The sequence below is a fragment of the Pseudomonas sp. L13 genome (genome assembly GCF_009935965.1).
Classification (GTDB): domain Bacteria; phylum Pseudomonadota; class Gammaproteobacteria; order Pseudomonadales; family Pseudomonadaceae; genus Aquipseudomonas; species Aquipseudomonas lactis.
Genome location: NZ_QODJ01000003.1, coordinates 64,420 through 90,964, shown reverse-complemented (window position 1 = coordinate 90,964; position 26,545 = coordinate 64,420). Strand labels below are relative to the sequence as shown.

The 26,545-nt window shown below is 56.0% G+C and carries 24 protein-coding genes and 1 other RNA gene; 12 read left to right on the top strand and 13 right to left on the bottom strand.

The window, feature by feature from the left end; translation table 11 throughout:
* Positions 1-13 precede the first annotated feature (13 nt).
* Positions 14-1,255: an acetylornithine deacetylase gene (gene argE / locus DK871_RS03270; RefSeq protein ID WP_178116020.1), complete on the top strand. Its 1,242-nt coding sequence runs from the start codon at positions 14-16 to the stop codon at positions 1,253-1,255.
* On the top strand, positions 1,252-2,574 hold the full coding sequence (locus tag DK871_RS03265) for an MFS transporter (RefSeq protein WP_161903956.1): 1,323 nt from the start codon (positions 1,252-1,254) through the stop codon (positions 2,572-2,574). The genes argE and DK871_RS03265 overlap by 4 nt, the downstream gene beginning before the upstream one ends.
* Before the next feature lie 226 nt (positions 2,575-2,800).
* Here the strand turns inward: DK871_RS03265 and DK871_RS03260 are convergent, their stop codons facing one another.
* Positions 2,801-2,956 carry a hypothetical protein gene (locus DK871_RS03260; protein WP_161903955.1) on the bottom strand — a complete coding sequence of 52 codons (156 nt, stop codon included), beginning with the start codon at positions 2,954-2,956 and terminating at the stop codon, positions 2,801-2,803.
* A 931-nt stretch (positions 2,957-3,887) separates the two neighbouring features.
* On the opposite strand from DK871_RS03260, the gene DK871_RS03255 reads away from it, so the two are divergent.
* The 5 genes from DK871_RS03255 to DK871_RS03240 all read left to right on the top strand — a co-directional run bounded on the left by DK871_RS03255 (position 3,888) and on the right by DK871_RS03240 (position 7,858).
* Positions 3,888-5,294, top strand: a complete 1,407-nt coding sequence (locus DK871_RS03255; RefSeq protein WP_161903954.1) for a YfjI family protein — start codon at positions 3,888-3,890, stop codon at positions 5,292-5,294.
* Positions 5,281-5,634 (top strand): hypothetical protein, encoded by a 354-nt coding sequence (locus tag DK871_RS03250; protein WP_161903953.1) that lies wholly within the window; start codon positions 5,281-5,283, stop codon positions 5,632-5,634. The genes DK871_RS03255 and DK871_RS03250 overlap by 14 nt, the downstream gene beginning before the upstream one ends.
* Positions 5,618-6,598 (top strand): integrase domain-containing protein, encoded by a 981-nt coding sequence (locus tag DK871_RS03245; protein ID WP_161903952.1) that lies wholly within the window; start codon positions 5,618-5,620, stop codon positions 6,596-6,598. Before DK871_RS03250 ends, DK871_RS03245 begins: the two co-directional genes overlap by 17 nt.
* On the top strand, positions 6,595-6,855 hold the full coding sequence (locus DK871_RS28885; protein ID WP_256677358.1) for a hypothetical protein: 261 nt from the start codon (positions 6,595-6,597) through the stop codon (positions 6,853-6,855). Before DK871_RS03245 ends, DK871_RS28885 begins: the two co-directional genes overlap by 4 nt.
* A 373-nt stretch (positions 6,856-7,228) precedes the next feature.
* Positions 7,229-7,858: a LysE/ArgO family amino acid transporter gene (locus tag DK871_RS03240; protein WP_058398028.1), complete on the top strand. Its 630-nt coding sequence runs from the start codon at positions 7,229-7,231 to the stop codon at positions 7,856-7,858.
* 28 nt (positions 7,859-7,886) lie between these two features.
* Here DK871_RS03240 and DK871_RS03235 read toward each other — a convergent pair whose 3' ends face one another.
* From DK871_RS03235 to DK871_RS03220, 4 genes are all read right to left on the bottom strand, one after another.
* Positions 7,887-9,155, bottom strand: coding sequence for a PLP-dependent aminotransferase family protein (locus tag DK871_RS03235; RefSeq protein WP_161903951.1), 1,269 nt, complete (start codon positions 9,153-9,155; stop codon positions 7,887-7,889).
* A 61-nt stretch (positions 9,156-9,216) separates the two neighbouring features.
* Positions 9,217-10,362 (bottom strand): PLP-dependent transferase, encoded by a 1,146-nt coding sequence (locus tag DK871_RS03230; protein WP_161903950.1) that lies wholly within the window; start codon positions 10,360-10,362, stop codon positions 9,217-9,219.
* Positions 10,359-11,843: an AmmeMemoRadiSam system radical SAM enzyme gene (gene amrS, locus DK871_RS03225; RefSeq protein WP_161903949.1), complete on the bottom strand. Its 1,485-nt coding sequence runs from the start codon at positions 11,841-11,843 to the stop codon at positions 10,359-10,361. The genes DK871_RS03230 and amrS overlap by 4 nt, the downstream gene beginning before the upstream one ends.
* 97 nt (positions 11,844-11,940) lie before the next feature.
* Positions 11,941-12,657 (bottom strand): YitT family protein, encoded by a 717-nt coding sequence (locus DK871_RS03220; protein ID WP_161903948.1) that lies wholly within the window; start codon positions 12,655-12,657, stop codon positions 11,941-11,943.
* 191 nt (positions 12,658-12,848) lie between these two features.
* Between DK871_RS03220 and DK871_RS03215 the strand changes: the two genes are divergently transcribed.
* Positions 12,849-13,289, top strand: coding sequence for an Lrp/AsnC family transcriptional regulator (locus tag DK871_RS03215; protein WP_161903947.1), 441 nt, complete (start codon positions 12,849-12,851; stop codon positions 13,287-13,289).
* Positions 13,290-13,751: 462 nt separating this feature from the next.
* Here the strand turns inward: DK871_RS03215 and DK871_RS03210 are convergent, their stop codons facing one another.
* The 5 genes from DK871_RS03210 to DK871_RS03190 all read right to left on the bottom strand — a co-directional run bounded on the left by DK871_RS03210 (position 13,752) and on the right by DK871_RS03190 (position 20,677).
* Positions 13,752-15,008: an integrase domain-containing protein gene (locus DK871_RS03210; protein ID WP_161903946.1), complete on the bottom strand. Its 1,257-nt coding sequence runs from the start codon at positions 15,006-15,008 to the stop codon at positions 13,752-13,754.
* Between the two features lie 187 nt (positions 15,009-15,195).
* Positions 15,196-15,592: a transfer-messenger RNA gene (gene ssrA / locus DK871_RS03205) on the bottom strand.
* A gap of 94 nt (positions 15,593-15,686) precedes the next feature.
* Positions 15,687-15,965 carry a hypothetical protein gene (locus DK871_RS03200; RefSeq protein WP_003194233.1) on the bottom strand — a complete coding sequence of 93 codons (279 nt, stop codon included), beginning with the start codon at positions 15,963-15,965 and terminating at the stop codon, positions 15,687-15,689.
* A 136-nt stretch (positions 15,966-16,101) separates the two neighbouring features.
* Positions 16,102-18,912: an FAD-binding and (Fe-S)-binding domain-containing protein gene (locus DK871_RS03195; RefSeq protein ID WP_161903945.1), complete on the bottom strand. Its 2,811-nt coding sequence runs from the start codon at positions 18,910-18,912 to the stop codon at positions 16,102-16,104.
* Positions 18,913-18,982: 70 nt separating this feature from the next.
* Positions 18,983-20,677: a lactate permease LctP family transporter gene (locus tag DK871_RS03190; RefSeq protein ID WP_161903944.1), complete on the bottom strand. Its 1,695-nt coding sequence runs from the start codon at positions 20,675-20,677 to the stop codon at positions 18,983-18,985.
* Between the two features lie 252 nt (positions 20,678-20,929).
* On the opposite strand from DK871_RS03190, the gene DK871_RS03185 reads away from it, so the two are divergent.
* A complete protein-coding gene (locus DK871_RS03185; RefSeq protein WP_014719963.1) occupies positions 20,930-21,697 on the top strand; it encodes an FCD domain-containing protein in 768 nt (255 codons plus the stop codon).
* 27 nt (positions 21,698-21,724) lie between these two features.
* Here the strand turns inward: DK871_RS03185 and smpB are convergent, their stop codons facing one another.
* Positions 21,725-22,207, bottom strand: a complete 483-nt coding sequence (smpB, locus tag DK871_RS03180) for an SsrA-binding protein SmpB (RefSeq protein ID WP_014719962.1) — start codon at positions 22,205-22,207, stop codon at positions 21,725-21,727.
* 167 nt (positions 22,208-22,374) lie between these two features.
* Here smpB and DK871_RS03175 point away from each other — a divergent pair, with 167 nt between their 5' ends.
* A complete protein-coding gene (locus DK871_RS03175) occupies positions 22,375-22,809 on the top strand; it encodes a type II toxin-antitoxin system RatA family toxin (protein WP_003194226.1) in 435 nt (144 codons plus the stop codon).
* Positions 22,802-23,104, top strand: a complete 303-nt coding sequence (locus tag DK871_RS03170) for an RnfH family protein (RefSeq protein ID WP_161903943.1) — start codon at positions 22,802-22,804, stop codon at positions 23,102-23,104. Before DK871_RS03175 ends, DK871_RS03170 begins: the two co-directional genes overlap by 8 nt.
* Positions 23,105-23,526: 422 nt before the next feature.
* Here DK871_RS03170 and DK871_RS03165 read toward each other — a convergent pair whose 3' ends face one another.
* Positions 23,527-24,054: an outer membrane protein assembly factor BamE gene (locus DK871_RS03165; RefSeq protein ID WP_034126997.1), complete on the bottom strand. Its 528-nt coding sequence runs from the start codon at positions 24,052-24,054 to the stop codon at positions 23,527-23,529.
* 98 nt (positions 24,055-24,152) lie between these two features.
* Here DK871_RS03165 and fur point away from each other — a divergent pair, with 98 nt between their 5' ends.
* Positions 24,153-24,557 (top strand): ferric iron uptake transcriptional regulator, encoded by a 405-nt coding sequence (gene fur, locus DK871_RS03160; RefSeq protein WP_003194220.1) that lies wholly within the window; start codon positions 24,153-24,155, stop codon positions 24,555-24,557.
* Between the two features lie 86 nt (positions 24,558-24,643).
* Here fur and recN read toward each other — a convergent pair whose 3' ends face one another.
* The gene (recN, locus tag DK871_RS03155) at positions 24,644-26,317 is read right to left on the bottom strand and encodes a DNA repair protein RecN (protein ID WP_003194217.1); all 1,674 of its coding nucleotides are present in this window, start codon (positions 26,315-26,317) and stop codon (positions 24,644-24,646) included.
* Between the last annotated feature and the right edge of the window lie 228 nt (positions 26,318-26,545).

The window sequence follows — 26,545 nt, the reverse complement described above, 5'->3', positions numbered from 1 at the left end:
TGCTGGAGATCCCATGACTCTTTCCTTGGCCTTTGCGCAGGGAGCGGCAGACGCTTGCTCGAATGACGGCCGCAGCGTGCTGGCACGCACGTTGGAAATCGCACGAACCTTGATTGGTTTCCCCTCGGTCAGCGACCGCTCCAATCTGGACCTCATCGAATGGGTGAGCGGGTACCTGCATGGTGTCGGGGTGCATGCCCAGATTCTGCCGGACGCCTCCGGGCGCAAGGCGAACCTGTTTGCCAGCCTTGGACCGCCGCGCCCGGGGGGCATCATCCTGTCCGGACATACCGATGTGGTGCCGGTAGCGTGCCAGGCCTGGGCGCAGGATCCGTTCAGCGCCCATCTGGATCAGGATCGGCTGTACGGTCGCGGCAGTTCGGATATGAAGGGCTTCATCGCCGTGGTGCTGGCGATGGTTCCCGAGCTGATGGCGTCTGCACGGCAAAGCTTCCACCTGGCCTTGTCCTATGACGAGGAGGTGGGGGCGATTGGGGCGAAACATTTGGCCCCGTTCATCATACAGGCACAGTTGGAACCCGCCGGTTGCATTGTCGGCGAGCCGACTTCAATGGCGTTGGTGATCGGTCACAAAGGGCGTCATGAAATCAATTGCTGTGTCCAGGGCAAGGTGGCGCACTCATCCTTGCCGAGTGAGGGAGTCAACGCCATCGATTATGCCGCGCGGGTACAGATGCAGCTTCAGCAAGTGGCCAGACGGCTTGCACAGGGGCCGTTGGACAGCGGGTTTGATGTCCCGTACACCACCGTCCAGGTCTGCCGGGTCAACGGTGGTGTCGCTGGCAATGTCATTCCTGGTCAATGCAACTTCGACTTCGAGATTCGCTACTTGCCCGGCTGCGATGCCGAGCAACTGCTGGTACAGATCCAGGACGACGCCAAGCAGGCCATGCACGGTGAGATGAATGATCGCGCTGCGACGGCGTCCATCGAGTTTTCCCACACGTTGCATACCCCGGGGTTGGATGAGAAGGGCAACCAGGCCTTCGCGCAATGGGTCCGTGAGGCCAGTGCAATGGCCCATGACCGACAACGAGTGGCATACAGCACTGAGGCCGGGTTGTTCCAGGCCGCAGGAATTCCGACGATCGTCTGCGGCCCAGGGAGTATCAAGCAAGCGCACAAGGCGAACGAGTATGTGGACCTGGCTCAGCTTGAAGCCTGTGAACAGTTCCTGCGCCGCCTGGCGTGTTACGAGCCATTGCCCCCGATGCCCGCCGGGGGGGAGCAATGAGCGCCACAGCCCTGGATAGCCAGGGGCGCGAACGCAGGAAACTGGTCCTGGCGGTGAGCGTGGGCGCCGCATTGGAATGGTTCGACTTTACCCTGTTTGCAATCTTTGCCTTGCAGATCGCCGTCGCGTTCTTTCCGGCGTCCGACCCATTGATTTCGTTGCTCGCTTCCTACCTGGCGCTCGCCGTTGGCTTCGTGGCCCGCCCGTTGGGCGCGCTGCTGATGGGGCGCTATGCCGATCGCCGCGGGCGCAAGGCCGCGCTGACCCTGTCCATCATGTTGATGGGCGCCGGGACCCTGATCATGGCCGTATGCCCGACCTACGAGGCCATCGGTTGGTGGGCGCCGTTGAGCATTGTCGTCGCGCGCATATTGCAGGGGGTGGCAGCCGGGGGAGAGATCGGCGGCGCGCTGGCCTATCTTGTCGAAACGGCACCTGCGAACCGCCGCGGTCTATTTGCGTCCAGCCAACAAGTGGCGCAAGCCGGATCATTCCTGCTATGCGGTGTAAGTGCGAGTCTGTTGTCGAGCGTGCTGACGCCCGCTCAGTTGGATGAGTGGGGTTGGCGCGTGCCCTACGTCTTCGGACTGCTGGTCGTGGTGGCAGGTTTGAAAATTCGCCGCAGTCTTGAGGAAAGCGAGCCGCTGCGCCGCTTTCTCGATAGTCAAGACAAGCACGCGATAGCACGGAAGGGGCCTAGCCTTCGCCCTTATCTGCCCAACCTCGTGATGGGGGTGTTGATCGTCGTTCTCTGGACGGTCGCGACACAATTGATCAATTTCATGCCGACCTATGCATCGATGGTGCTTGAGCTTCCGCGCAACAAGGCCTACCTGGGGTTGGTTTTGGTCGGCCTCATCACGCTGCTGTGCCCCTTGACGGCCCTACTGTCGGACCGCATCGGGCGCTACACCGTCATGCTCATTGGTGCTGTGGGGGTCGCGCTCTGTGCCTACCCGGGGTTCGTATGGTTGAACAACAACCCCAGTCTCCAGGCGCTGATCAGCTTCCAATGCGGGCTGGCAGTGCTGATGGTGCTTTACACCGGGCCGGCTTCGGCGGCATTGACAGAGCTGTTTCCGGTGCAAGTCAGGGCGTTGGGCGTCTCGCTGGCTTATGCCTTATCGGTGACTATTTTCGGCAGTTCCACTCCGACGCTGATTACCCTGATTTACCGCCAGAGCGGGGATCCCTTAGCGGCCGCTCATTGGTTATTTACAGCGGCATGCCTGAGTGCGACACCGCTCGCCTGGATGTGCCTATCGAAAAGTCGGGCGAGTTCCAGCATGAGGATAGCCATCCAGAGAAAGTATGAGTGAACAAAAATTGTCTTGCCGGTCCCGATCCACGCCTACTCGGTAATAAAAATCAGAAAGCAGGATTCGTAGTGAATAGTTCTGCGTTGCTGCTTATCTGAGTCTGAGTCGGATCAGTGAGAGATCATTGTCCAATTACGCGTGGGATCCAGCGAGTCTCGGTGCTGGGCTCACCCACCTTGAAAGAAGGGGGCTTGAACTCACGTCCAACTCGGCAGTCACCCCCCAATCATCCAGCTTTGATGCCTGAGTCTGTAATTGACGTTTGAGATTTGCTTTTCTCGCCAAACCCTCCGATCAAGCGATCTTTGATCGCGCCGATCGGAGGGTTCACTCGCTTTTTCTCTCCGCCGCCGCGCTCCACCCTTCCATGTTCAAACTTCATGAACGCCACGCCTGCTTTCACTCGTCAGTAATTCCCCGCGATTTCCATCAAGCGCAGCGCCATTCAATGTGCGCGAATCTTTTCGTTGGGCATGGATGTATGTGTGGCGACAGCGGCGACGCCGGCGACAACCCACGTAGAGCGTGGTCTGGAGCATGGCGACAAAAGTGGCGACAGTCGCCACTTTTTGCACGCGTTGACCATTACGCTTGACCGCTATTTCGAGTGAGTATAAAAATTGGCGCACGGATCGCTGTCGTTGACAGCACCAGCCCAGGTAGTCAGAACCTTGAAGGCTACGCCACTTGCGTGGTGGTTCTTCCCCAAGTGCGATTAGCGTCCGGCGGCTCGCACGGTCACTCCCCAAGAGTGATGGATGCCTACTCGACTTATCTGTCCACTGCGGCAGACGATGGACCTTTCTCGCTGCACTGCAGCAACCTCACCTCTCGGCACACTTCGCTGCGCCAGACCTCGCCCGTCTCTTTCTCCTGGAAAGAGACGGGCGCTCGTACCACTGCTGCAAGCCACGTCGTACAAGGCATTGCCGCAACTCTCCTCGTGACAATCGGCCTGACAAATCCGATTCGTCGCCATCCGCAACGACACAGGCACCGGTGCCGCAGCCTATGGAAAAGCTGCACCTGACTGACAGTCAGGCATGCCCCAGGCGTCGATGTTGTTGCCTTCTCCCACCCAGGATCTCCAGGTGCCGAACTCGTCAGTCGGCACAGCCTCCACCCGCCCGTATCTTCGGATGCGTCTAAGGAGGCCAGATTCATGGGGTTATGCCCTTGCTCCCGGTCGTAAGGAGCCGTCGTTCCGCGTCAGTGAACACCTCACAGGCCGCAGGGGCCTTGATCCCTGATAACACTCAACAGCCGTGGCGGGACTACGTGAGGACAACCAGTAATGAACGAGGAGAGTGCCCATGCAGCAGTTAGATCCAAAGCTTGAACTCCCACGGCCACCTCGACCGCTGATCGAGTCGAATCCCGTGGCCGAGCCTTATCCAGTCCAGGCATTGGGTGGGATTCTTGGGCCTGCGGTGCAGCGCATGGCCGACGTCATCGGTGTGCCCCAGGCATTGGCCGCGCAATCAGTGTTGGCTGCCTCGGCGCTGGCCACTCAAGGTCATGCGGGCTTACAGCTCGACGGGAGAAATTATCCCCTGTCGCTGTACCTGATCACGGTGGCCGCGTCCGGTGATCGCAAGACCGCCGCAGACCGATCTGCATTGCTGCCAGCACGACAATGGGAGCGTGAACAGTGGCAGCGCTACCGCGAACAACTTGCTCGGTACCGTGCCGCACTGCGACAGGCGCAGCGTATCAATCCTGCCGACACCGACTCCGCAAATGGCGTGCTGCTCGAAGCGGAGCCATCTGCACCCCGGCTGATCACCACAGACCCGACTATCGAGGCCTTGATCAAGGGGCTCTGTCATGATTTGCCCAGCATGGGCCTGTTCTGTGACGAAGGCGGACAGTTCCTTGGCAGCAGCACTATGAGTCGGGATAAACGTTTGAAAGCGGTCACGACCTTGTCATCACTCTGGGACGGTAGTCCGATTGATCGCGCTCGCTCCATGCCAGGCGAAAGCTCGCGCGCCTATGACCGGCGCGTGAGTCTGCACTTGATGCTGCAACCGTATCTTGCCATGCAGTTACTCAATGACCCATTGCTGCAGGGGCAAGGCATTCTAGGGCGCTGCTTGATGACCTGGCCCACCAGCCTGGCCGGACAACGCAGCTACCAGGCTGTCGACTTGTCCAAAGACGCTGCCCTCAAGCGCTATCATCACCGCCTTTCGGCTCTGTTTTATCAGCCTTGGTCACTTTCCGCTGACGGAGCCTTGCAACTGTCAAAGCTGAGCCTCAGTCCGTTGGCCCGCCGTCGCTGGATTGATCTGCATGACGCCATCGAAGCACAGTTGGGTGAGTTTGGGGAGCTGGCCAGCGTGCGGCCCAGCGGTTCGAAGGCCGCCGACAACCTTTTGCGCGTCGCCGGCATTTTGGCCGTTGTGGAGGAGAGCAGTGTCGTGGAGGTCGACCATATCCAACGGGCCTCGGCCTTAGTTGGCTACTACCTCACCGAGATCCAGCGCCTGACCGAGCAGGAGCCGGTGTGCAGGGTAAAAGAAGAGGCGGACCGGCTGTTGCGCTGGCTGCAGGTCAAGGATTGGAAGCGCTTCAGTATTCGAGATCTGAATCGCAACGGTCCCCGCTTTGCCCGCAAGAGCAGTCGTCATGCCGCAAAGCTGCTGGTCGAGTTGATTGATCATCAGTGGTTGATCTCCGACGGCCACACCTTCGAGGTGCGCCATGTTCAATCTTGATGAAGCGCTGCGCAACCATCTGGCTCAACGCCAAAAGGAGCCGAAAGTGCGATTTGTCGCCGGTACTGTCGCCACTTTGTCGCCACGCTCAAAGGCAGGCAAGGCAAGGGTTGTCGCCGGTGTCGCCGGTGTCGCCACCCTCCATAGAACTATCACCTCGACGACCTCCATTATCCAATGGTTGGAAGGGCAGGGCGCGCATCTTTACGTCACCGACAACACGCTGTGTTTTCGCCCGACTGATTGGGCTCAGTTCGCGATTGTAAGTGCGCACTGGCGGGCCCTTTTGCATGATCTCGCAGCAGCCGATCAGGAACAGAAAAATGGCTCGGGTCGGTAAGCGAGTTGGGCGCAATTTCGGCTTCGGTCGCCAGCTCAGCTATGCCGGACCGCAGGCACTGAAAGACCTGTTTGGCGACGGCCATTTTGCTACCGTCAAAGCCCATAGTGATCGCTGGCAGGCCTTCGTGCGTTGGTGTCTATCCGAGGAAGGGCCGAGGCTCAATGATGCGCGACAGATCGACCGCGAAGTCCTAATGCGGTACGCCGTCCACGTGCGGGAGCAGGTTGATCAGGGCAACGTCGGCATTGCCACCGCGCAGAACCGACTGTCCAGCGTGAACCGAACGATGGCTGCGTTGCGCGGTGATCAATACGTCAAAATTCCGAGTCCGAGCAAGGCGCTTTACTTGCAGCGCTCAAGCGTGCGTAGTGAGGCGCCACAAGGCCAAGACCGTGTGCAGGTCAAGCTGATTGCGCAAGCGCTGTCAGAGCGACAGCAACTGAGGGTGAGTGCCATCGTGCTCCTCGCTCGGGAGACCGGCATGCGCCTACGTGAAGCGATCTTGGCGGACTTGCCCCGGCTGCAACGTGAGGCTCGGCAACTGGGCAAGATCAATATCCAGGACGGCACCAAAGGCGGTCGATCAGGCGCATCGGCACCGCGTTGGATTGCGGTCACGGATCAAGTTCGTGGCGCCCTCGACAGGGCCAGCGAGGCCTCACCCAAGGGCAGTCGGAATCTGTTAACACCTGATGAAAGCTACAAAGATTTCTTACAGACAATCGTACGACCGGCGCGGGACATCATGCATGAGCATGGATTGAAAGGCTTTCATGAACTGCGGGCGGCTTACGCCTGTGAGCGCTATGAACAACTGACCGGCTTCTCCGCGCCCATCAATGGCGGTCTTGGTCAACGAGAGGATCGAGCACTCGATCAGCGTGCACGTCAGCAGATCAGCCACGAGTTGGGGCATAACCGCATCGATGTGGTGAGTGCCTACATCGGAGGTCGTCGATGAAGTCCGAGTTCGATATGGCGTTGTTTCTGAGCCCCGTGCTCAAAGGTGCGCATGCCACGCGGCAGCGGCACATCAGGCAAGCAGAAAGGATGCACGAGGCGATTCGTGAGCGCTGGAGTTGTGACACCCCCTGGTCCTGGAGGGAAAAGCACGTGAGATGGTTTTTTGAGCAATATCTGCGTTGCTCAGCACCAGCGACCGTTTACTACTACGAGTTAACCGCAGCACTGATTCGCCTTCGGCGTAAATGCCGTTGAGCTGTAGGTATGGTGGTTTACTAAAAATGGATGCTTCATTAGGCAAAAATTTTCGCCACAAAGAAGGGGGGAGATCAAGCCGTGTTCATTCTGCTTGGGGTGCTCCAAAAATAGACGGATCGACTCGGAACTTCTTTTTTGACGCTCTCGTCGAGTGGAGTTCAGCAGGTCTATGGCTGAAGCAGAGGGGCGTCAATTGACCCGATAAGTGACAGATTTCGCTATATGAAGGAATTTTTCGACCTTAATAAATAAGGTTGTTATTCATTCATACCTTAATAATATATATCAAATAGTAAAAAATATCTTAATATTTAATTCATCTACGCACGTTCAGCATCTAATCTATAAACTCAATTACGGAGGGGGATTTATGTTGATCTTTATGAAATCGATGATTATTGGACTGTGCATAGCAGCCCCAGTCGGCCCAATAGGCCTTTTATGTATACAACGGAGCCTTATGCGAGGCTGGAGGTCAGGTTTTGCAACAGGGTTAGGTGCAGCAACCGCCGACGCAATGTATGGCTTTATAGGTGCGTTAGGGATCACCGCGATTATCACAACACTGATTATGTTCAAACCCTGGCTGTGCATTTTCGGCGGGCTTTTTCTGGCGTACATCGGCTACCAGACGATAAAGTCAAAGGAGCCTGCAACCGCCTTGTCGGGCGAACGGGCCGGCATGATGAAAGCCTATTCGACGACATTGCTTTTGACCTTATCGAACCCGATGACCATCTTGTCGTTCATCGCCATATTCGCGTCAATGAGCGATGGCATGGTCGGCGACCAAGGCCAGCATTCAGTGTGGCCAATGGTGACCGGTATATTTCTAGGTTCCGCGGTTTGGTGGCTTGGATTAAGCGGTTTTTCCTCCGCATTCAAAACCAGAATATCCAAGTCAAAACTCAAATTGATTAACTACTTTTCCGGATCGACCATCACCGTCCTTGGTGCGTATCAAGTGGTCACCGGTGTCATGCTTGCCGCTGCTACATAAGGACCACAGGGGCGTGCAGCGGCCCCTATTAAAGAGCTAGGGGCTGCATTTTCAACTCGATATAGGCTTTCAAACGTCCTATCGCGAGATAGATGTCTGATACGGCAGCACTGCTAAAAGATAATCGGACCTGATTAATCCCCGTCCCCACCATTGAAAAAAAAGAGGTGGGAAAAACAATAACCTTGAATTGAGTCGCGCACTCCTGCATCTCTGAATAACCAAACCTTATCGGCAACTGTACATTGATGAAAAAGCCGCCCTCGGGGTCATTCCAGATGATGGCCCGCTGGCCGTTGGCATTTGGCGGGAAGTGCTCCTCAAGACACTTGATCATCCAGTTTCTTTTTTTCAAATAGGACATTGTCTTTGGCTCATTTAAGGCCTTCAAAGAATAATCGTTTTCTATCAGGAGCCCACCGACAACGGCTTGGCACAGCGCTGAAGTATTGACCGTTATCACGCTTTTGGCTTTGCATATTTTAGTGCTTAGGGCAGTTACCTCAACGTCCTCCGGCCCCATCAGGTACCCCATACGCAAGCCCGGGAAGATTGATTTCGCAAAGGACCCCATCAGGACGACTCGACTGCTATCAATCGATTTCATCAAGGGTATCCGAGCCCCCTCGTACCGAAAGTATCGGTAGGCGTTGTCCTCTAAGATCAAGAAGTCCCTTGCCCTTGCCAGCGCGACCAGAGCCTTTCTCCCTTCAAACGAGAGGCTGTCCGCCGTTGGGTTACTGAAATCTGAAATAGCATATAACGCCTTGACCTTCTCTCCGGAAGACTCAATGGCATTCACGGCATCGGACAAGGCGTGAGAATCCAGAAAATCTGCAATCGGAACAGGAACGGTCTTTACTCTCAAAAGCTTCGCAATGCCGGTTATCCCTGAAAAAACGGGGTCAGGCACTAGCAGTACACCACCGTCATCAAAAATTGATAACAAAGCCAATGTCGCTGCTTCCTGAAAGCCCATACAGACCACAATATTTTCAACGTTGGAGACGACTATCTCCTCATCGACACGCATATGCTCAGCGAGTATTTCATTGATAATCCCACTGGTTTTTCCGTACTGGCAAAGTCGTATCGAGAGCGACTGCTCTGCCTGGGTGACATACCGCGCGTAACTGGCCAACCCCTTATAGATAAGAGCAGGATCGCACAGGTCATCATCCGGTCGACCAGACGCCAGGGAAATAGCATCTGGATGCGCACTGGAGAGAGAGTTCAGAAGATTTATGACATTCAGAACGGGGTCATCGAAGGCGGAGCGTTCGAGCGCGATGGACATGATCGTTTCCCATAAACAAGCGGCGAGCCAATGAAGGCCCGCCGCGAGTGATTGATATCACTTACGCCGGATCAAGCACGCTTTCAATACCGACCCTGCTTTCCATTGTTTGAAATGCTTGAAGTAAATCCTCTTTAAGGTCCTCGAGATCCTCCAGCCCAAAGCACAATCTAACCAGGCCCTTACCGATTCCCATCTCAGCCTTTTCCTGGTCAGACATAGAGGCATGACTTCCACTAAACGGTTGGGCCACCATAGAGGTGACACACGCCATTCCCGTTCCCGTGCCAAACCATTTCAGCGCGCTGGTAAACACTTTGTAATGGTCAACCAGATCAGATCGAATATCGACAAATACGATGCCGCCATAACCGACCAGTTGTTTGCCATCGATATTTGGAAAGTAAACGTGTTCAATAAATGGAAGCGATTGTAAATAGCTCAGCATGACGGTGGTCGTCGAACTATGCTTTTCCATGCGCAAACTAAATGTCTGCATACTTCTTCGAAGTAACCATGCGCTATGAGGTGTCAGTATCGAGCCTGAATAGAAACGGCCCTCAAGCAGTCGATTGTAAAGCTCATGATCATTGACAAGTACCAGGCCACCCATGACGTCACTATGACCAGAGAAGTACTTTGTAGCGCTGTACAACGAAATGTCAGCGCCAAACATTAACGGCTTTTGAAACAGCGGGGTTGCCCAGGTGTTATCAACTACCACCAACGCTTGCGGATTTATCTTCTTTACGGCTTCGCTGACATTATGGATGTCGATATCTTTAAGAAAGGGGTTGGTCGGTGTTTCGAAGATGACCATATCCACTGCCGGGGGCAGCTTCTTCAACCCATCTTCAGTAGTCAGGTCCAAAATGGTCAGTTGCGCACCGATACGTTTGGCGTATCTCTGAAATAACTTATACGAGCATCCGTAGATATATTTGTTTATGACCAGCGACCCACCCGGCTTGAGTAGTTCTAGCACCATATAAATAGCACTCATTCCTGTGGCGTACGCTAGTGCATGCTCACTGTTCTCTAGCGCCGCAACCACCTGCTCCAACTCAGTGACGTTGGGGTTGGACTTCCTGGAATAGAAGAACGCCGAGTCAGCACTGAAAGCGCTGCATTGATAGATCGGCGTTACCGAAGGATGAGCTTCTCGATCGTCGACTCTGATATGTAGCATCTCAGTAGAAATATTCATGATTTGCTTACCAGTTTGATAACTTGCTCGTACATATTCTGCTTGCCCAAATAACCGATAGTCGGAGTTATGTCATTTTGGGAAATCCCAATCTCCTCAATTGATTCAGTGGGAAAGTGGGCCCGGTCAAAGACTTCGTGCAGGTTTGAGTTAACCCCTTCAGGAAGCCATACCTCCGGACCTGTCTCATCAATCCTAGCCTTTGCGATAATGAACCGATAACTTTCGTGTGGACGCAGTGTCAGCGCTTTCCACTCGCTATTGAGCCCAGCGAGATAATTGCGTCGCAAATAAACCGTCTGCTCGAAATTTTCGGTATTTAGCACTTGGGCGTGCAGAGAAACAATATCACCATGCCATTCGAATTTTCTTTTCTCGTAAGCAGTCAGTGCTTGCTCGCGCAATTCAACAGTACGATTGTGTGCAGTAGTACCCAGGAGCCTGAAATGCGCGTCTTTCCCGCACTGAGTACAGCAGCCTTTGCTGTCCAATCCAATGATTTCGGCATTCAAGCCGTAGCGAGTAACAAGTAGCGCATTGCATTGGTTGCAGCGGGTATCCGTACCATCGACGTCATTCACGTTCCCAAGATAAACATGCTCAACCCCCATGCCACGAGCAACGTCCCGTGCCTTAAGGAGTCGGTCTACGGGGGTTCTGATGCTATTGCTCATTTTGTAGTCCGGATGAAACCTGACAAAGTGCAATGGCACCTCCGGCCCCAGCTCATCGAGCACCCACTGGCTGATTTTTCGTGCCGTATCCTCATCGTCACTGATATCGGTCACCATCAAGGTGCTGACCTCGACATACTTACCCGCATCGTAGACTTTTTTGATCCCGGCCAGTACCGGCTCTACCCACCCGGTGGTTACTTTTCGATAGTATTCGGGAGAGATAGATTTTAGTGAAATTGAAAATATATCGATGACCGGTAGAAGTTCATCAATGGCTTCCTCGCTGATAAAAAAAGCCGATTTATACAAATTGATCAAGCCCGCTTCTTTTGCAAGTTTTGCAGTGTCCAGTATAAACTCATGCCAGACGACGGGATCGTTATAAGTCCAAGAAATAACACGTATGCCGTGTTGCAAAGCAGTTTCCACGACTTGTTCGGGTGTGTAGTAGTACACATCCTTGTCGGTCACGTATTTCGCTTGTGAGGTTTTCCAGTTGTGGCAGTACCCACAATTCAGCATGCAACCAATATTGCCCAGAGATAGAATTCGCTCCCCTGGCGCGAAGTGGAATACGGCTTCAGTTTCTATTGTTTCTTCGGTGCTATGGACGCCTTTACCATAGTTTAGAGTGACTAGCCGCCCACCTCTGTTTCCACGTACCTTGCAAAATCCCAACTTCCCTTCCTGTATCACACAGTTTCTCGGTGATAAATGGCATTTCACGGCACCATTTGGGAGTAATTCTTCCAACATGGCCGGGGTATTTTCCAGCATCCAGTTTTTTCCATTAGTACTTTCCATGTTCCACTCCTCATCACGAAGTTACATTATGCACATCACGGGCTAAATACTTGGGGCGAACGATTTCGCAGCCAGTGGCTGCACGCCCTAATGATCATTAATAAGCAGCAGACGTATTGGCTAAGCCATAGTTCTTAAGTGAAAGCCGTTTGGCGTTCATGTTCATGAACGGCTGGATAAGAGGACCTATAACTAGTAGGAATGCGATCGTTCCCACACCGAATGGGCCACCCAACAGCCATCCGATCGAAAAGATACCGATCTCAATAATCATTTTGGCTTTAGTAAATGACCACGACCACTTTGAAACCATAGTCAGCACCACCAGATCCATGATCCTGATTCCGATTCCACTCATGATGATCAATGCAGAAGAATAGGCGCACAAGATCAAGCCAATCGCCAACATTGCATAGCCATTCAGTCGAGCTGTCAGGTAGTCGCCCATTCCGAGGAATGTCCAAAGGTCAATTAATAATCCTGTCAGAGTAGTCGTAATAAATGGACTGATTGGTGGGAGCTTTTTGTTCCAAAGCGTCCACCATGTCAAAAAGAGTACGGATACTATTCCTGAACATACTCCCATCCCGAGCCCGAGCTGCTTATCGATTGAGATGATAAGAACATCCAGTGGGTCGGTGCCGAGCTGGCTGACGATAAAAAACTTTGCACCCAGTGAAAATACCATGACGCCCAGTAAATACATCAAGACCTGATCAATCTTAAAGTCAAGGAACCCCAGCGTTTGTGTTTTTAGGTAGCTTCGGAAATAGAAGCCGGAATTTTTTTCTGACTTTACCTGTTCGCCTTGCATACGATTACCCGCTCTTTGAGAAAAGCTAAAGTTGGGCAGCGTTTAAGAAGTGAAATAGTTTGTCGTCTGTTTTTAAGAGTTTTTATGGGTTGAAAATAGGCTAGCACTCAGTAATTTTTTGATGCATTATTTTTTAATGGAAATAGTGTGGTTTTCGTTAAAAATTTCACTTTTTTTGAGGAGAAACCTTCATGGATCGTATAGACATCAAGATCTTGAGTGTGGTGCAAGATTCGGGGCGCATTTCCATCACGGAATTGTCAAAGCACGCTGGTCTGTCTATCCCAGCCACAACCGACCGTCTGCGAAAGCTCGAGGATGGAGGAGTCATTTTTGGCTACTGTGCTCAGGTTGATCCAGCAAAGCTTGGGTTTGGCATATCGGCTGTTGTCGGCATGACGACATTCAAACCGTCAAAATCCAAGCTGATCGCAACGCTCAACGACATTCCAGAGGTCGTTGAATGCCTACACGTTACCGGTAATGACTCTTACCTTATTAGGGTCTATGCCAAGTCGATGGCAGACATTGAGAGCATTATCGCGAAAATTAATAATTATGGTGAAACGCGCACCAGCATCGTTTTATCGGTTCCAATCGAGAGAAGGAAACTTGCACTCAGCGACAGATAGAAGCTGGTCACAAAGGCGACTCCCTCCCACATGCTAGGAGTGAGAGGTCATTGCTGCGAGCTCCTGATTCCGGTGCGCTGGTATTTGATGGCAGGAGAATGATTGGTCGTCACTTAGGTGTAGCGTGCTTGCAGTGGTTTAGGAAAGCAGGGATGTGGAGGATCGATAATATCCAATGGACCTCCGATTTAGTAGGCTACTGCTCGACTAGGTCCGGCGCCTGATTGAGCAAGCACCGGTATCCCAGACGAGGGAGCAGGCGGACGGGTTCTGCGGCGGCTGATCAGGGATCGGACGATTCTAGTATTCAGATCTAAATTGCAGCGGCGATCATCATGCCGCCATTTAGCCCCTGCATACGGGAATGCGGAGCCTTCCCGTATGCAGGGGCTTGACCTAAGTAGCACAGGCAAGCAGAGCGTGTGGCAACAGTCATCAATTCTATCGTCACCCAATGATCTGTCAGCGTATCGGAACGACATTGCGGCCCCTGGTTTGATTGATGGCTGATGCCGACAGGCTGCCGGTGGCCGCCTTCTGGATATGTTCACTCCACCAAGTCATCATTGGGCGTCTGCGTTCGATGTAATCCGCCCGGTTGTAAGCGCTTCGAACTTCGTCCTTATCGACATGCGCCAGTGCGACTTCGATTAGCTCAGGATCCCATCCATGCTCGTTGAGGATTGTGCTGGCCATGGAGCGCATGCCGTGGCTGACCAAACGGTCCTGAAAGCCCATTCGTTTCAACGCCATGTTGGCTGTTTGGCTATTCGCGTGGGTGCGCGGGTTCCTATCTGACGGGAATACATATTCCCTGTGGCCGCTATGGGATTTAAGCGTCTCCAATAGCGAGAGTGCATGTTCGGTAAGCGGGATTATGTGTGGACGACGCTTTTTCATTCGCTCCGCAGGGATTGTCCAGATGCGTTTGTCGAAGTCGATATCTGCCCATCGGGTGGTCGCCGCTTCGGAGGGGCGGGTCATGGTATGAAGCTGCCATTCGATCAGGCAGCGGGTGGTCCGCTTGATGCTGGCGTTCGCGATTTCCATCATGAGTTCCGGAAGCTCGTCAGGTGCTAGCGCGGCCATATTCTCTTTCTTGGGTTTCTTGAAAACCGCCCGAATGCCGCTGAGGGGGTTGGCAAAGATCATCCCAGAATTGACCCCATAGGTCATGATCTCGTTAAGGCGTTGGCTCACTCGCTTAACCGTCTCGAGGCTGCCTTTGGCCTCAATTGGGCGAAGGAGCTTAATGACCATCGGAGCATTCACTTCCGATAACGGCGTTGATTTCATAGTTGGAAATACATGCAGTGTGAGCGAGCGCCAGATGTCTTCGGCATACGCTGGCGTCACCGAGTCCTTCTTCAGTTCGAACCAGGCGGTAGCGACGTTCTCGAACGTGTGCTCCGTTTCCGCTCGTTTGGCTTCTAGCAGCTCATTGCGTTGAGCTTTGGGGTCGATGCCCTGTGCAAGCAGCTCTCTGGCCTCAACGGTTTTCTTTCGCGCTTGCGCAAGTGAAACCTCGGGATAAGAGCCGAGTGCCATGTTGATTCGATTCTTGGTGACGGGATGCCGGTAGTTGAAATTCCACTGCATTGAGCGATTGACCCTGACTCGCAGCTGGAGTCCGTCGCCATCCGTAAGGACGTAATCCTTACCTTTCGGTTTGACCGCCTTGAGCTGGCGGTCGGAGAGGCGGGTGGTTTGAGCGCACATGAGAAGTACTCCATGACACCTTTTGGTATTCCCAAGATTAGCTCCGGGTAGCCGGGAATACCACTGGGAATACCAAATCGCGTGGAACTCAAAAGACCTAGAAAGCCTCCCGAAGCCCTGAAACCCCCGTGCTTGCTGGATTTCAGGCACAAAAAAAGACGTCCTTGGACGTCTTTAGATGTTGAAGTGGTGGAGCCGGGGGGATTTGAACCCCCGTCCGCCAGTACTCCGCTGTCGGTACTACATGCGTAGCCGTTTCTATTAAGTTAACCCTCAGCGACCCGAAGGGCAGGGTGCTTTGGGCGAGTTGTGTAAGTTTTAGCCGCTTCGTCCACAACGTACTGCACGGCGATTCTGTTCTATATGACAATCACTTTGGGTTTACAGACATCCCCTGGTGATTGCTGGACCCGAAGGTACCAGAAGCTCAGGGCTAAGGCTGCTTACGCAGCGAGAGCGAATTCCTGGCCGTAGTTTTCGTCATTGGCAACTATAAGAAGTTGCAACAGTGGATTTACGAGTTCTGTTACCAACTCGGCATGCACCTAAAGTTTCGCGACCGGCGTCGAATCCTAAACGGCCCCGTGCTTGTAACTCGTTGTTTCTTAGTGAGTGACAAGCCTGTGCAGTGTACGCCAAAACGTCAGCGAAGGCCAACCCGAAGGTTGGCCCTCTCGCTTACTGGCCGCCTTTCTCGCTGTTCTGCAGGTCTTGCAGGGCCTTGGAGGTGATTTCGATGCACTTCTTCTCATCACCTGCGGCGTGGGCTGCCTTGGCTTGGGAGACGGCGGTGTCTATTTCGCCACTTTTACCGCTGGTGTCGGTGGCGAGCAGGGCTTTGCCGTTGTTGATTTTGTCCAGGTTGATCTGGCACAGGTCTTTGTCACTGGCTGCGAAAGCGGGGGAGGCGAGCATCGCAGCGGTCATGAACAAGCCAGCAAGAGCGGAACGCTTCATAGGGTGTCTCCTTGCGCAAAAGGGCTCGACGCTGCTGGCGTGCAACCGCTGCCAGCGACATCACTGATGGGCCTCGTTGGTCGAGGCCTATGCAGATGACTGCGCCGGTGCGCGAGGGTTCGGTTTTTTTGCCGGGTCAGTGGGCGCGGGCGCGGGTGACGCGGTCTACCAGGTAGACCAGGCCGTGGTAGTCGATGCCGCCATGCTGGCTCAGGCCGATCTCGCAGGTGCGGCTGGTGGAGATGCCTTCGCTGCAATGTTGCACGGCGTCCTTGAGGGAGCGCAGGGCGTGGGCGTTGAGCTCTGGGGTGGTGAAGCCTTTGTCGCCGGCAAAGCCGCAGCAATGAATGCCTTCGGGGATCACCACGGTTTTTGCGCAGCGTCGCGCCAGTTCGATCAGGGCCTGGCTCTCGCCCAGGTGTTGGGTGCTGCAGGTGACGTGTACGGCGATGGGCGCTTCTTGGGGTGTGAAGTCGAGGCGGTCCATCAGGTGGGTGCGGATAAAGCGCACTGGGTCGTAGAGGTCCAGGCGCGTTTCTCCCAACTCTTGCACCAGGCGCAGGGTGCAGGGGCTGGTGTCGCAGTAGATGGGGTCGAGGCCGCCGCGGCTGGCGTGGAGCAGGGCGCCGAGCAGTTCCTGGCGCTTGTGTTCGGCCTGTTCGGCGTAGCCTTTGGACGCGAAGGGCTGGCCGCAGCAGAGGCTGTCCTGGTTGTCGGGGAAGACTACCTGGTAGCCGGCTTTTTCCAGCAGTTGGCGGGTTTTGTCGTACAGCGACATTTGCTCTTTATCGCCGGCTGCCGGGCCCATGGCGCGGGAGACGCAGGCAGCCAGGTAAACCACACTCGGGCGCGCGTCCGTCACTGCAGGGCTGAAGCGGATGGCTTTTTCGGGCTGTGGCATGGCGTTGATCCACTGCGGTATTTGCCCTTTGGACAGCTTGGTCAGTGTGCTCGAGAGCTTGGCCAGCCGTGGGGCGCCCAGCAGCATGCGCGCACCGTTGGCGACGTGCAGCGTGAAGCGCGCACCTTGCAGCGCGGTGGCGAAGTGGCTGGCGAGCCAGTCGGCGGTTTTCGTACGGTCGGCCTCGCGGCTGCGCAGTTTTTTCACCAGGTCGCCGGTATTGATGCCTACAGGGCAACGTTGCGCGCATAAGCCGGTGGCTGCGCAGGTGTCGATGCCCTGGTAGTGGTAGGCCGCTTCCAGTTCGGTAGTGTCCACGCCTGCGCGTTTTTTCGCCTGGATGTCGCGCCAGATCACGATGCGCTGGCGCGGGCTCAGGGTCAGGCCTTTTGACGGGCACACCGGCTCGCAGAACCCACACTCGATGCACTTATCCACAAGCTCATCGGCGGCGGGCAACGGCTTTAGGTGTTTGAGGTGGACCTGCGGGTCTTCGCTAAGCACTACGTCTGGGTTGAGGATGCCGTTGGGGTCGAGCAGGCGCTTGAGCTGCCACATCAGTTGATAAGCGTCGCTGCCCCATTCCAGTTCGACGAAAGGGGCCATATTGCGGCCGGTGCCGTGTTCGGCCTTCAGCGAGCCACCGAACTCCACGGCCACCAGTTGCGCGACGTCGTCCATGAACGCTTGATAGCGTGCGACTTCTTCGCTGCTGTTGAAGCCTTGGGTGAACACAAAGTGCAGATTGCCTTCCAGGGCATGTCCGAAAAGGATGGCTTCGTCGTAGTGGTGTTTGTCGAACAGTGCGATCAAGCGGTTCACGCCAATCGCCAGTTGTTCTACCGGGAAGGTCACGTCTTCGATGATCACGGTGGTGCCAGTTTTGCGCACGGCGCCTACGGCGGGGAAGGTGTCTTTGCGGATGGCCCACAGGCGGGCGTTTTCCAGGGGGTCTTCGGTGAAGTCGACTTGTTTCTCCACGGGAAACGCCGCCAGGGACGCCATGATCCGCGTCAGTTGTTCGTGCAGCAGTGATGGCGACGCGGCGCGGGATTCGATCAATAGTGCGCAGGCGTTTTCCGATAGGTGCTGTACGAAAGCAGGCATGCCCGGTTTGTCCTGCACCGAGCGCATGCTGCGTCGGTCCAGCAGTTCAACAGCCGAAACTGGCTGTGTTTTCAACACGGTGACCGCGTTGCAGCAGGTTTCGACATCCGGGAAGACGATCAGCGCTGAGGCTTTGTTGGGGTAGTCGATCACGGTGTCGTAGGTGACCGCACTGATAAACCCCAGGGTACCCTCGGAGCCCACTAGCAGGTGGCTGAGGATATCCAGCGGTTCATCGAAATCCACCAAGGCATTGAGTGACAGGCCGGTGGTGTTTTTCAGTCGGTATTTATGGCGGATCCTTGCCGCCAGCTCAGTATTTGCCCGTGTTTCACGACCCAGCAGGGCTAGGCGTTCAAGCAGTGCGCTATGTGACTGGCGGAAGGCTTGCACGCTGGCGGCATCTTCGGTGTCCAGGCGGCTGCCATCGGCCAGCACCAGGCGGATGCCCGCCAGGGTGTGGTAGGTGTTTTGCGCCGTGCCGCAGCACATGCCACTGGCATTGTTGGCGACGATACCGCCGATCTTGCAAGCATTGATGGACGCTGGGTCCGGCCCGATCTTGCGCCCGAACGGTGCGAGCCAGGCATTGGCCTGGGCGCCGATCACGCCGGGTTGCAGGCGGATCTGTGTGCCTTGCCCGCGAATTTCGCGGTGGTTCCAGTTATCACCGAGCACGATCAGCACCGAGTCGCTGATGGCCTGGCCCGAGAGGCTGGTGCCTGCGGCACGGAAGGTCACCGGCACGCGGTCGCGCTGGGCCAGTTGTAGCAGGGTTACCACTTCGTCTTCTGACTCCACGCGGATCACCAGCTGTGGGATCAGTCGGTAAAAGCTTGCGTCGGTGCCGAAGGCGAGGGTGGAAAGTGGATCGTCGAAGCGGCGATCTTGCGGGATCAGTTGTGCGACGTCGCTCAGGAAAGCAGCAGGCAGGCTCATCGGTCCTCCAGAAATAGCAGACGCCGGAAGGGTGCCCCGGCGTCGATTCTTACCCTATTACGTGCAGGTCTCAGTGCACCAGCATACCGGTGAACCAGTACGCCTGCGCCAAGGTGATCAGCCCGACGATGGTGGCAAAAAACAGGCTGTGCTTGAGGGTAAAGCGGAACAGGTCGGATTCCTTGCCCACCAGGCCGGTGGCGGCGCAGGCCACGGCGATCGACTGCGGCGAGATCATTTTGCCGGTCACGCCACCGCTGGTGTTCGCGGCTACCAGCAGGGTGTCGTTGACGCCGATCTGGTGCGCAGTGGTGGCTTGCAGTGAGCTGAACAGGGCGTTGGATGAGGTATCGGAGCCTGTCAGGAAAACCCCCAGCCAGCCAAGGAATGGCGAGAAGAACGGGAAGGCCGCACCGGTGCCGGCCAGAACCAGGGCCATGGTCGAGGACATGCCGGAGTAGTTGGTGACGAAGGCGAACGCCAGCACCATGCCGATGGACAGGATCGGCCAGCGCAGCTCAAAGAAGGTTTCTTTTAAAGTGGTAAGACCAGTTTTTATGTCGATTTTCAACACCAGCATCGAGACCAGTGCCGAGAAGAAGATCGCCGTGCCGGTGGCGGAAATCGGGTCGAGCTTGAAGACGGCCGGGATGGCGGTGGGGTTGGTCACGATGGGCGCGACTTTAATCACCAGTTGATCCAGGTGCGGGATCGCAAAATTAAACACCCAGCCGTACATCGAACCGCCTGCGGCGAACAGGGCCTTGAAGGGTTTGAGGGTCCAGATGGTCACCAGTACGGTGAGGATCAGGAACGGCGACCACGCCTTGAAAATTTGCCCCAGGCTGTAGGGCGAAACCACGGTGTTGCGCGGCAAGCCGAAGCCGCCGGCGCTGGAGGTGACCGCCACGCTGGAGGTGGCGCCGGCAATTTGTGCGCCTGCGGTGCGCTTGGGTTGCCAGACCTTCAGGAACAGTGTCAGGGCAATCAGGCTGGCGAGTGCTGAGGTGATGTCCGGCAGCTCCGGGCCAATGAAGTTGGAGGTGAAATATTGGGTGACGGCAAAGCTCAATCCGGCCACCAAGGCTGCCGGCCAGGTTTCGCGAACGCCGCGCAGGCCGTCCATCATGAATACCAGCCAGAACGGCACGAACAGCGACAGCAGTGGCAGTTGGCGGCCGGTCATGGCGCCAATCTTGAACGCATCAATGCCGGTGACCTGGCCGGCGACGATGATCGGAATGCCCAATGCGCCGAAAGCCACGGGCGCGGTATTGGCAATCAGGCACAGGCCGGCGGCGTACAGCGGGTTGAAACCCAGGCCTACCAGCAGCGCGGCGGTGATCGCCACGGGTGCGCCGAAACCGGCCGCGCCTTCCAGGAAGGCGCCAAAGCAAAAACCGATCAACAACACCTGCAAGCGCTGGTCATCGGTGATCGACAAGACGGAGCTGCGAATGATCTCGAACTGGCCGCTCTTGACCGTCAATTTGTACAGGAATACCGCCGCGACGATGATCCAGGCGATGGGCCACAGGCCATAGGCAAAACCATAACCGGCCGCAGCCAGCGCCATGTCTACCGGCATCTGGAAGGCAAAGATGGCGACCAGGATCGACAGGGCCAGGGTGATGCTGCCGGCCACATGGCCTTTGAGGCGGAACACGGCCAGCGCCAGGAAGAAGAATACGATGGGAATGACGGCGGCCAGTGCGGACAGGCCGAGGCTGCCGAGTGGGCTGTAAAGCTGTTGCCAGGTTTGCATATGGGGTGGCCCCTGATTGTTGTTGTTTGGTGAGCTTGGGTAATTGGTAATACCAATTTACAGTCGCTGTGGGCTAGATTAAGAGCCTGGGCAGGGGTGTGTCAATTTGCCGCCTGGGAAACTTTGGTCGTAGGTCGGGAGGCGGGGTGTTCTGCTCAGCGCAATTGAAGGCGTTCTGATAGGTGCTGCCGGCACGGCGATAGGCCAGAATAGGGGCCCCGGCGAGTGGTCGGGATGGTGGAGAGTTGAGTTATGGGGTTTGATCAGGTGCGTCAGCGCCGTTTGTCTGACGATATTGTCGAGCAGCTTGAGGGCATGATTCTCGAGGGCACGCTGAAGTCGGGCGAGCGTTTGCCGGCCGAGCGCGCGTTGGCTGAGCGCTTTGGTGTGTCGCGCCCTTCGTTGCGTGAGGCGATTCAGAAGCTGGCGGCCAAGGGCTTGCTGGTCAGTCGTCAGGGCGGCGGCAACTATGTGGTCGACTCCCTGGGTTCGACCTTCAGCGATCCGCTGCTGCACTTGTTGGAAAGCAATCCCGAAGCGCAGCGCGATCTGTTGGAGTTTCGCCAGACCCTTGAGGCTTCGTGTGCTTATTACGCGGCGTTACGCGCCACGGAGGTTGACCGTGAAAGGCTGACCGCAGCGTTCGAGGCGTTGCAGGATTGCTATGCGCGTGCCGACGAGGTGAGCCGAGTGGAGGAGGGCGCTGCGGATGCAAGGTTTCACTTGGCGATTGCCGAAGCCAGTCATAACGCCGTGTTGCTGCACACCATTCGCGGGTTGTTCGACCTGCTCAAGCGTAACGTGGTGACGAATATTGGTGGCATGTACCAGCAGCGTACGGAGACCCGCGACATGCTGATCAATCAGCACCGCGACTTGTACCTGGCCATCATCGAGGGGCGGGCCGAGCAGGCGCGGGAAGTCTCGACACGGCATCTGCTGTATGTGCAGGAGGTGTTGGAGGAGGTGCGTCAGGAGGTTCAGCGCGTGGCTCGGGCGGAGCGGCGCAAAGGGATGTAGCCCGCGTGGGCTACACCGTCACAAGGATTACTCTTCCTTGCCTTTGTTGCGCACGGCGCGATGCAGTTCGCGATTGGAATCGCGCTCGCGTTCGGTGTCGCGCTTGTCGTATTCCTTCTTGCCCTTGCCCAATGCGATCTCGCATTTGACCAGGTGCTTGCTCCAGTACCAAGACAAGCAGACGCACGCGTAGCCTTTTTGCTGCACGGCTGCGGCGAGCTTTTCGAGTTCGCGAGCATTGAGCAACAACTTGCGCGTACGCACCGGGTCGGCAATCACGTGGGTGCTCGCGGTGGTCAGCGGGGTGATATGACTGCCAAGCAGCCATGCCTCGCCATCCTTGAGCAGCACATAGCTGTCGACCAGCTGCAGTTTGCTGGCACGCAGACTTTTTACTTCCCAGCCGGCCAGGACCAGACCAGCCTCGAACCGATGTTCGATGAAGTAATCGTGTCGCGCTTTTTTATTTTGCGCGATGGTCCCTGTGGGGTGTTTCTTTTGTTTAGCCATAGGGGCGGCATTATAGGGAGTTGCGAGCGTGTCGGCTACGGTCAACCTGTGTGCTTGAGCGAGTTGGACGAATCCCGGACAATGCGGGCAGTTCTTTGGTTTTTTTCTCTCGCGGATTGGGCTGTTCTTTCGCGATGTTTGCCTTAAGCAGTGGAAGTAACGCTCACATGACGACGCATATTCAACGTTCGGCCCTGTTGCCCTATCCGGCGCAGGCGCTCTATGACCTGGTCAACGACGTGGCGCGTTACCCAGAGTTTCTGCCTTGGTGCTCGACGGCCGAGGTTCTGGAGAGCAGTGACGAGCACATGGTTGCCAGTGTGGGGGTGGCCAAGGGTGGCCTCAGCCAGCATTTTGTGACGCGCAATGTGCTGGTGCCGGGGCAATCCATCGAAATGAACCTGCAGGAAGGGCCGTTCACCCAGCTACATGGCGTGTGGGTGTTCAAGGCGCTGACGGACAAGGCCTGCAAGATCAGCCTGGATCTTTCGTTTGATTATGCTGGGCCGATTGTTCGTGCGACGTTGGGGCCTTTGTTCAATCAGGCTGCCAACACCCTGGTGGACGCGTTCTGTCAGCGCGCCAAGCAATTGCATGGTTGAAATTGAGGTGGTGTTTGCCGCTGAGGATCGCCAGGTGTTGCTGGCGGTAAAGGTGGCTGAAGGCACTAGTTTGCGCGAGGCGGTGCAGGCGTCGGGAATGGCGGCGCATTTTCCTGCTGTTGATCTGGCTGATTGCCCGTTGGGTATATTTGGCAAGGTTGTCGTGGATGCACAAGTGCGTTGCGTACAAGCGGGTGACCGTATTGAGATCTATCGGCCTTTGCTGGCGGACCCTAAAGAGGTACGCAGGCTGCGCGCGGCCAAGGCGGCGTTGGCCAGGCAAGCGAATTCTTGAGCTTGCCAAATGGCAGCGTAGCTATCTGCAGCCCTGCGATACGAAGCTGAACCCTTGACGGCCTGTCAACCGACACATATCTCCCTGGAATCCCGCGATCCAACTGTGTGGTGGCTTGCCTGCGAAAGCGGTGGTTCAGCTGAAGAATCCTTGCCTGACACACCGCCATCGCGGGCAAGCCCGCTCCCACAGGGATGTGAGCCAGGCGCTGATTTTGTGGGCAATACATGGCCAATGTGGGAGCTGGCTTGCCTGCGATGGCGGTGGTTCAGTTGAAGAGTTATTGACTGGCACACCGCCTTCGCGGGCAAGCCCGCTCCCACAGGGGATTTGTGTCAGGCGCTGATGCGGTGGGCAATATAGCTAGGCAAATGGCAGGCAACAAAAAGCCCGGCATGCCGGGCTTTTTATCGAGCGCAAAATTATTGCGGGCTGGTGTCCAGAGGCTGAGGCGTCGGGACGGGTACGGTTTCCACGTTGTCGATGTCTTTCTGGATGGTGTCCAGCAACGAACCTGGCTTGGCCGGTACCTCGGATTTTGGTTTTTCGGCTTCCTGCGCAGGTGCGGTCACGTTGGTGCCGCTGTCCTTGCCCAGCAAGGCTTCATCGCGGCTTACGCCGGGCATGAAGTCACCGGACAGGCTCACGAGCTGGTCATTGCCATTGAAGATGACACTGACACGCTCCTGCTGGCGTTCACCGCCACCCGGCTGCAGGCTGTAGAGATAATCCCAGCGATCGGCATGGAAAGTGTCGGTCAGCAGGGGATTACCCATGATAAACCGTACTTGCCGTCGGGTCATTCCCGGGCGTAACTGGTCTATCATGTCCTGCGTGACGACATTGCCCTGCTGGATGTCGATTTTGTAAACCCCGGGGAATGAACAACCGGCGAGTGCGAGCAGTCCCACAAAGGTGAAACTGGTTAGCAAGAGCTTGGTGTTTTGCATCGGTGGGCGACTTCCACTATCTTGGCTGGGACAACGTAAACGCCGATCATACCCGTATTAAGAGAAGCTGCGAAGCAGCATCCGCGAGAAAGCTAACCATGGTTGAAAATAGCGAACTACGCAAAGCCGGTCTCAAAGTGACTCTGCCACGAGTCAAGATTCTACAAATGCTCGATTCTGCTGAGCAGCGCCACATGAGTGCCGAAGACGTTTACAAGGCGCTGATGGAGTCTAACGAGGACGTCGGCCTGGCCACGGTATACCGTGTACTGACCCAGTTTGAAGCCGCAGGGCTGGTGGTTCGTCATAATTTCGATGGCGGTCATGCGGTGTTTGAATTGGCTGACGGTGGTCACCATGACCACATGGTTGACCTGGATACCAATGAGGTTATCGAGTTCACCAGCCCTGAAATCGAAGCGCTGCAGCACAAGATTGCTGAGGAGCATGGGTTCGATTTGGTCGACCACAATCTCGTGTTGTACATCCGTAAGAAAAAGTAAAAATCGACGCAGTTTTGCTTTGCGAAACGATTGAAGGCGACCCTCGGGTCGCCTTCGTGCTTTCTATAAGAGAGAAAAGTGTCGCTTCAAGCCTTCGCGGCTACCACCATTTTTTTCGCGTGCGCCAAGGACTCCTTGGTCAAGTCGATACCGCCGAGCATCCGCGCCACTTCTTCCACCCGTTCCGACTTGTTCAGCTTGGAAACGGCTGTGTGTGTCGCGTCGCTACCGCGCACCTTATGCACAAACAGGTGCTGATGCCCTTGGGCTGCCACTTGCGGCAAGTGGGTCACCGTAAGCACCTGGCCGCGATCCCCCAGGCGGCGCAGCAATTGGCCAACAATTTCTGCGGTCGGCCCGCCAATGCCCACATCCACTTCATCGAATACCAGGGTGGGTACGCGTGAGGTCTGTGCGGTAATCACCTGGATCGCCAGGCTGATCCGCGAAAGTTCGCCGCCGGAGGCCACTTTGGCCAGGGCCTTGAGCGGTTGGCCGGGGTTGGCACTCACCAGCAGTTCGACGTGCTCCAGCCCATGGGGCTGCAATTCTTGACTGGCGTTGGGATGCAACTCGATGGTGAAGCGCCCGCCTGGCATGCCCAGGCGCTGGATTTCCAGCTCAACGGCGCTGGCCAGGCTAGTAGCTGCCTGCTGGCGCAGGGCGCTCAGCTCCCGGGCTTTTTCCTGATAATGACGGGCAAACGAGGCGAGCTCCTCGCCCAGTCGTTCGATGGATTCGTCGTTCGCGTTGAGTGTTTCGATTTCATCCAGCAGTTTCTGCTGCATGGTTGCGACTTCAGTCGGCTGGATTCGATGCTTGCGAGCCAGGGTATAAATAGTGTCCAGGCGCTCTTCTATTTCCTGCAGGCGAGCCGGGTCGGCGTCGAAATGGTCCAGGAAACGATTGAGTTCGCCCACGGCCTCTTCAACCTGGATCTGCGCGCTGGTCAGCAGGGTGGTCGCTTCACTCAGTGAGCCGGAAGCATTGTTCACGCTGGACAGGCGATTGAGGCTTGCCGTCAGCGCGTTGAGCACATTGCCGGAGTCGCTCTCGCTGCATTGCTCGACCACTTGGCGGCAGATGCCCAGCAGGGTCTCGGCGTTGGTCAGGTTCTTGTGTTCCTGCTCAAGCTGTTCCAGCTCGGTCTCACCCAGGCCCAGGCTTTCAAGCTCTTCCAATTGGTAGCTGAGCAACTGGTGGCGGGCGCGTTGTTCGTCGCCGGAGTTGGAGAGGCGTTCCAGTTCCTGGCGTGTCTGGCGCCAGCGTTGGGCGGCCAGTTGAACTTGCCGGGAAAGATCGGTGGCACCGGCGTACTCATCGAGCAGGCGACGGTGGGTATCGGTTTTCAACAGCGATTGGTGTTCGTGCTGACTGTGGATATCGATCAGCAATTCGCCCAGGGCTTTCAAGTCGCCCAGTGGGCAGGGCGTGCCGTTGATATAGCCGCGGGAGCGCCCCTCGGCCGTGATCACCCGGCGCAGAATGCAGGGGCCTTCATTATTGAGGTCACGCTCGGCCAGCCATGCCTCGGCTTCGGGGATGTCCGCCAAGTCGAAGGTGGCCAGGATGTCAGCCTTGTCTGAGCCAGGGCGTACCACGCCACTGTCGGCGCGGTCGCCGAGGGTCAGGCCGAGGGCGTCGAGCATGATCGACTTGCCGGCGCCGGTTTCGCCTGTGATTACGCTCATCCCGCGATCCAGTTCAAGATCCAGGTGTTCAACGATGGCGTAGTTATGTACAGACAGGTGCACGAGCATGACGGCCGCTCCCAGGCTTTAGGTCTGGTTATTTATACAGTGTTTTGTTCGGGGCTGACAATCCTGACGCTTAGCTCGATTTGCTTGAGTCGCGATTTTTTTTAGCGCGATGTGGAATGAGCGTGAAGGAAATGATCCAGGTCAATCGAAAGACTTTTGGTAACGCCTGCGCCCTTGAACCTGAAAATTGTGGCCCCATATACCGGAGCAGAAGCGCGAGTTGAGTTC

Coding starts and splice junctions, on each gene's coding strand:
- DK871_RS03170 (WP_161903943.1), top strand. CDS start 22,802: ATGGTTGAAATTGAGGTGGTGTTTGCCGCTGAGGATCGCCAGGTGTTG.
- DK871_RS03185 (WP_014719963.1), top strand. CDS start 20,930: ATGGGGTTTGATCAGGTGCGTCAGCGCCGTTTGTCTGACGATATTGTC.
- amrS (WP_161903949.1), bottom strand. CDS start 11,843: ATGGAAAGTACTAATGGAAAAAACTGGATGCTGGAAAATACCCCGGCC.
- DK871_RS03235 (WP_161903951.1), bottom strand. CDS start 9,155: ATGTCCATCGCGCTCGAACGCTCCGCCTTCGATGACCCCGTTCTGAAT.
- DK871_RS28885 (WP_256677358.1), top strand. CDS start 6,595: ATGAAGTCCGAGTTCGATATGGCGTTGTTTCTGAGCCCCGTGCTCAAA.
- DK871_RS03165 (WP_034126997.1), bottom strand. CDS start 24,054: ATGCAAAACACCAAGCTCTTGCTAACCAGTTTCACCTTTGTGGGACTG.
- DK871_RS03230 (WP_161903950.1), bottom strand. CDS start 10,362: ATGAATATTTCTACTGAGATGCTACATATCAGAGTCGACGATCGAGAA.
- DK871_RS03200 (WP_003194233.1), bottom strand. CDS start 15,965: ATGAAGCGTTCCGCTCTTGCTGGCTTGTTCATGACCGCTGCGATGCTC.
- DK871_RS03260 (WP_161903955.1), bottom strand. CDS start 2,956: ATGAAGTTTGAACATGGAAGGGTGGAGCGCGGCGGCGGAGAGAAAAAG.
- smpB (WP_014719962.1), bottom strand. CDS start 22,207: ATGGCTAAACAAAAGAAACACCCCACAGGGACCATCGCGCAAAATAAA.
- argE (WP_178116020.1), top strand. CDS start 14: ATGACTCTTTCCTTGGCCTTTGCGCAGGGAGCGGCAGACGCTTGCTCG.
- DK871_RS03265 (WP_161903956.1), top strand. CDS start 1,252: ATGAGCGCCACAGCCCTGGATAGCCAGGGGCGCGAACGCAGGAAACTG.
- DK871_RS03220 (WP_161903948.1), bottom strand. CDS start 12,657: ATGCAAGGCGAACAGGTAAAGTCAGAAAAAAATTCCGGCTTCTATTTC.
- DK871_RS03240 (WP_058398028.1), top strand. CDS start 7,229: ATGTTGATCTTTATGAAATCGATGATTATTGGACTGTGCATAGCAGCC.
- recN (WP_003194217.1), bottom strand. CDS start 26,317: ATGCTCGTGCACCTGTCTGTACATAACTACGCCATCGTTGAACACCTG.
- DK871_RS03210 (WP_161903946.1), bottom strand. CDS start 15,008: ATGTGCGCTCAAACCACCCGCCTCTCCGACCGCCAGCTCAAGGCGGTC.
- DK871_RS03195 (WP_161903945.1), bottom strand. CDS start 18,912: ATGAGCCTGCCTGCTGCTTTCCTGAGCGACGTCGCACAACTGATCCCG.
- fur (WP_003194220.1), top strand. CDS start 24,153: ATGGTTGAAAATAGCGAACTACGCAAAGCCGGTCTCAAAGTGACTCTG.
- DK871_RS03190 (WP_161903944.1), bottom strand. CDS start 20,677: ATGCAAACCTGGCAACAGCTTTACAGCCCACTCGGCAGCCTCGGCCTG.
- DK871_RS03255 (WP_161903954.1), top strand. CDS start 3,888: ATGCAGCAGTTAGATCCAAAGCTTGAACTCCCACGGCCACCTCGACCG.
- DK871_RS03215 (WP_161903947.1), top strand. CDS start 12,849: ATGGATCGTATAGACATCAAGATCTTGAGTGTGGTGCAAGATTCGGGG.
- DK871_RS03250 (WP_161903953.1), top strand. CDS start 5,281: ATGTTCAATCTTGATGAAGCGCTGCGCAACCATCTGGCTCAACGCCAA.
- DK871_RS03175 (WP_003194226.1), top strand. CDS start 22,375: ATGACGACGCATATTCAACGTTCGGCCCTGTTGCCCTATCCGGCGCAG.
- DK871_RS03245 (WP_161903952.1), top strand. CDS start 5,618: ATGGCTCGGGTCGGTAAGCGAGTTGGGCGCAATTTCGGCTTCGGTCGC.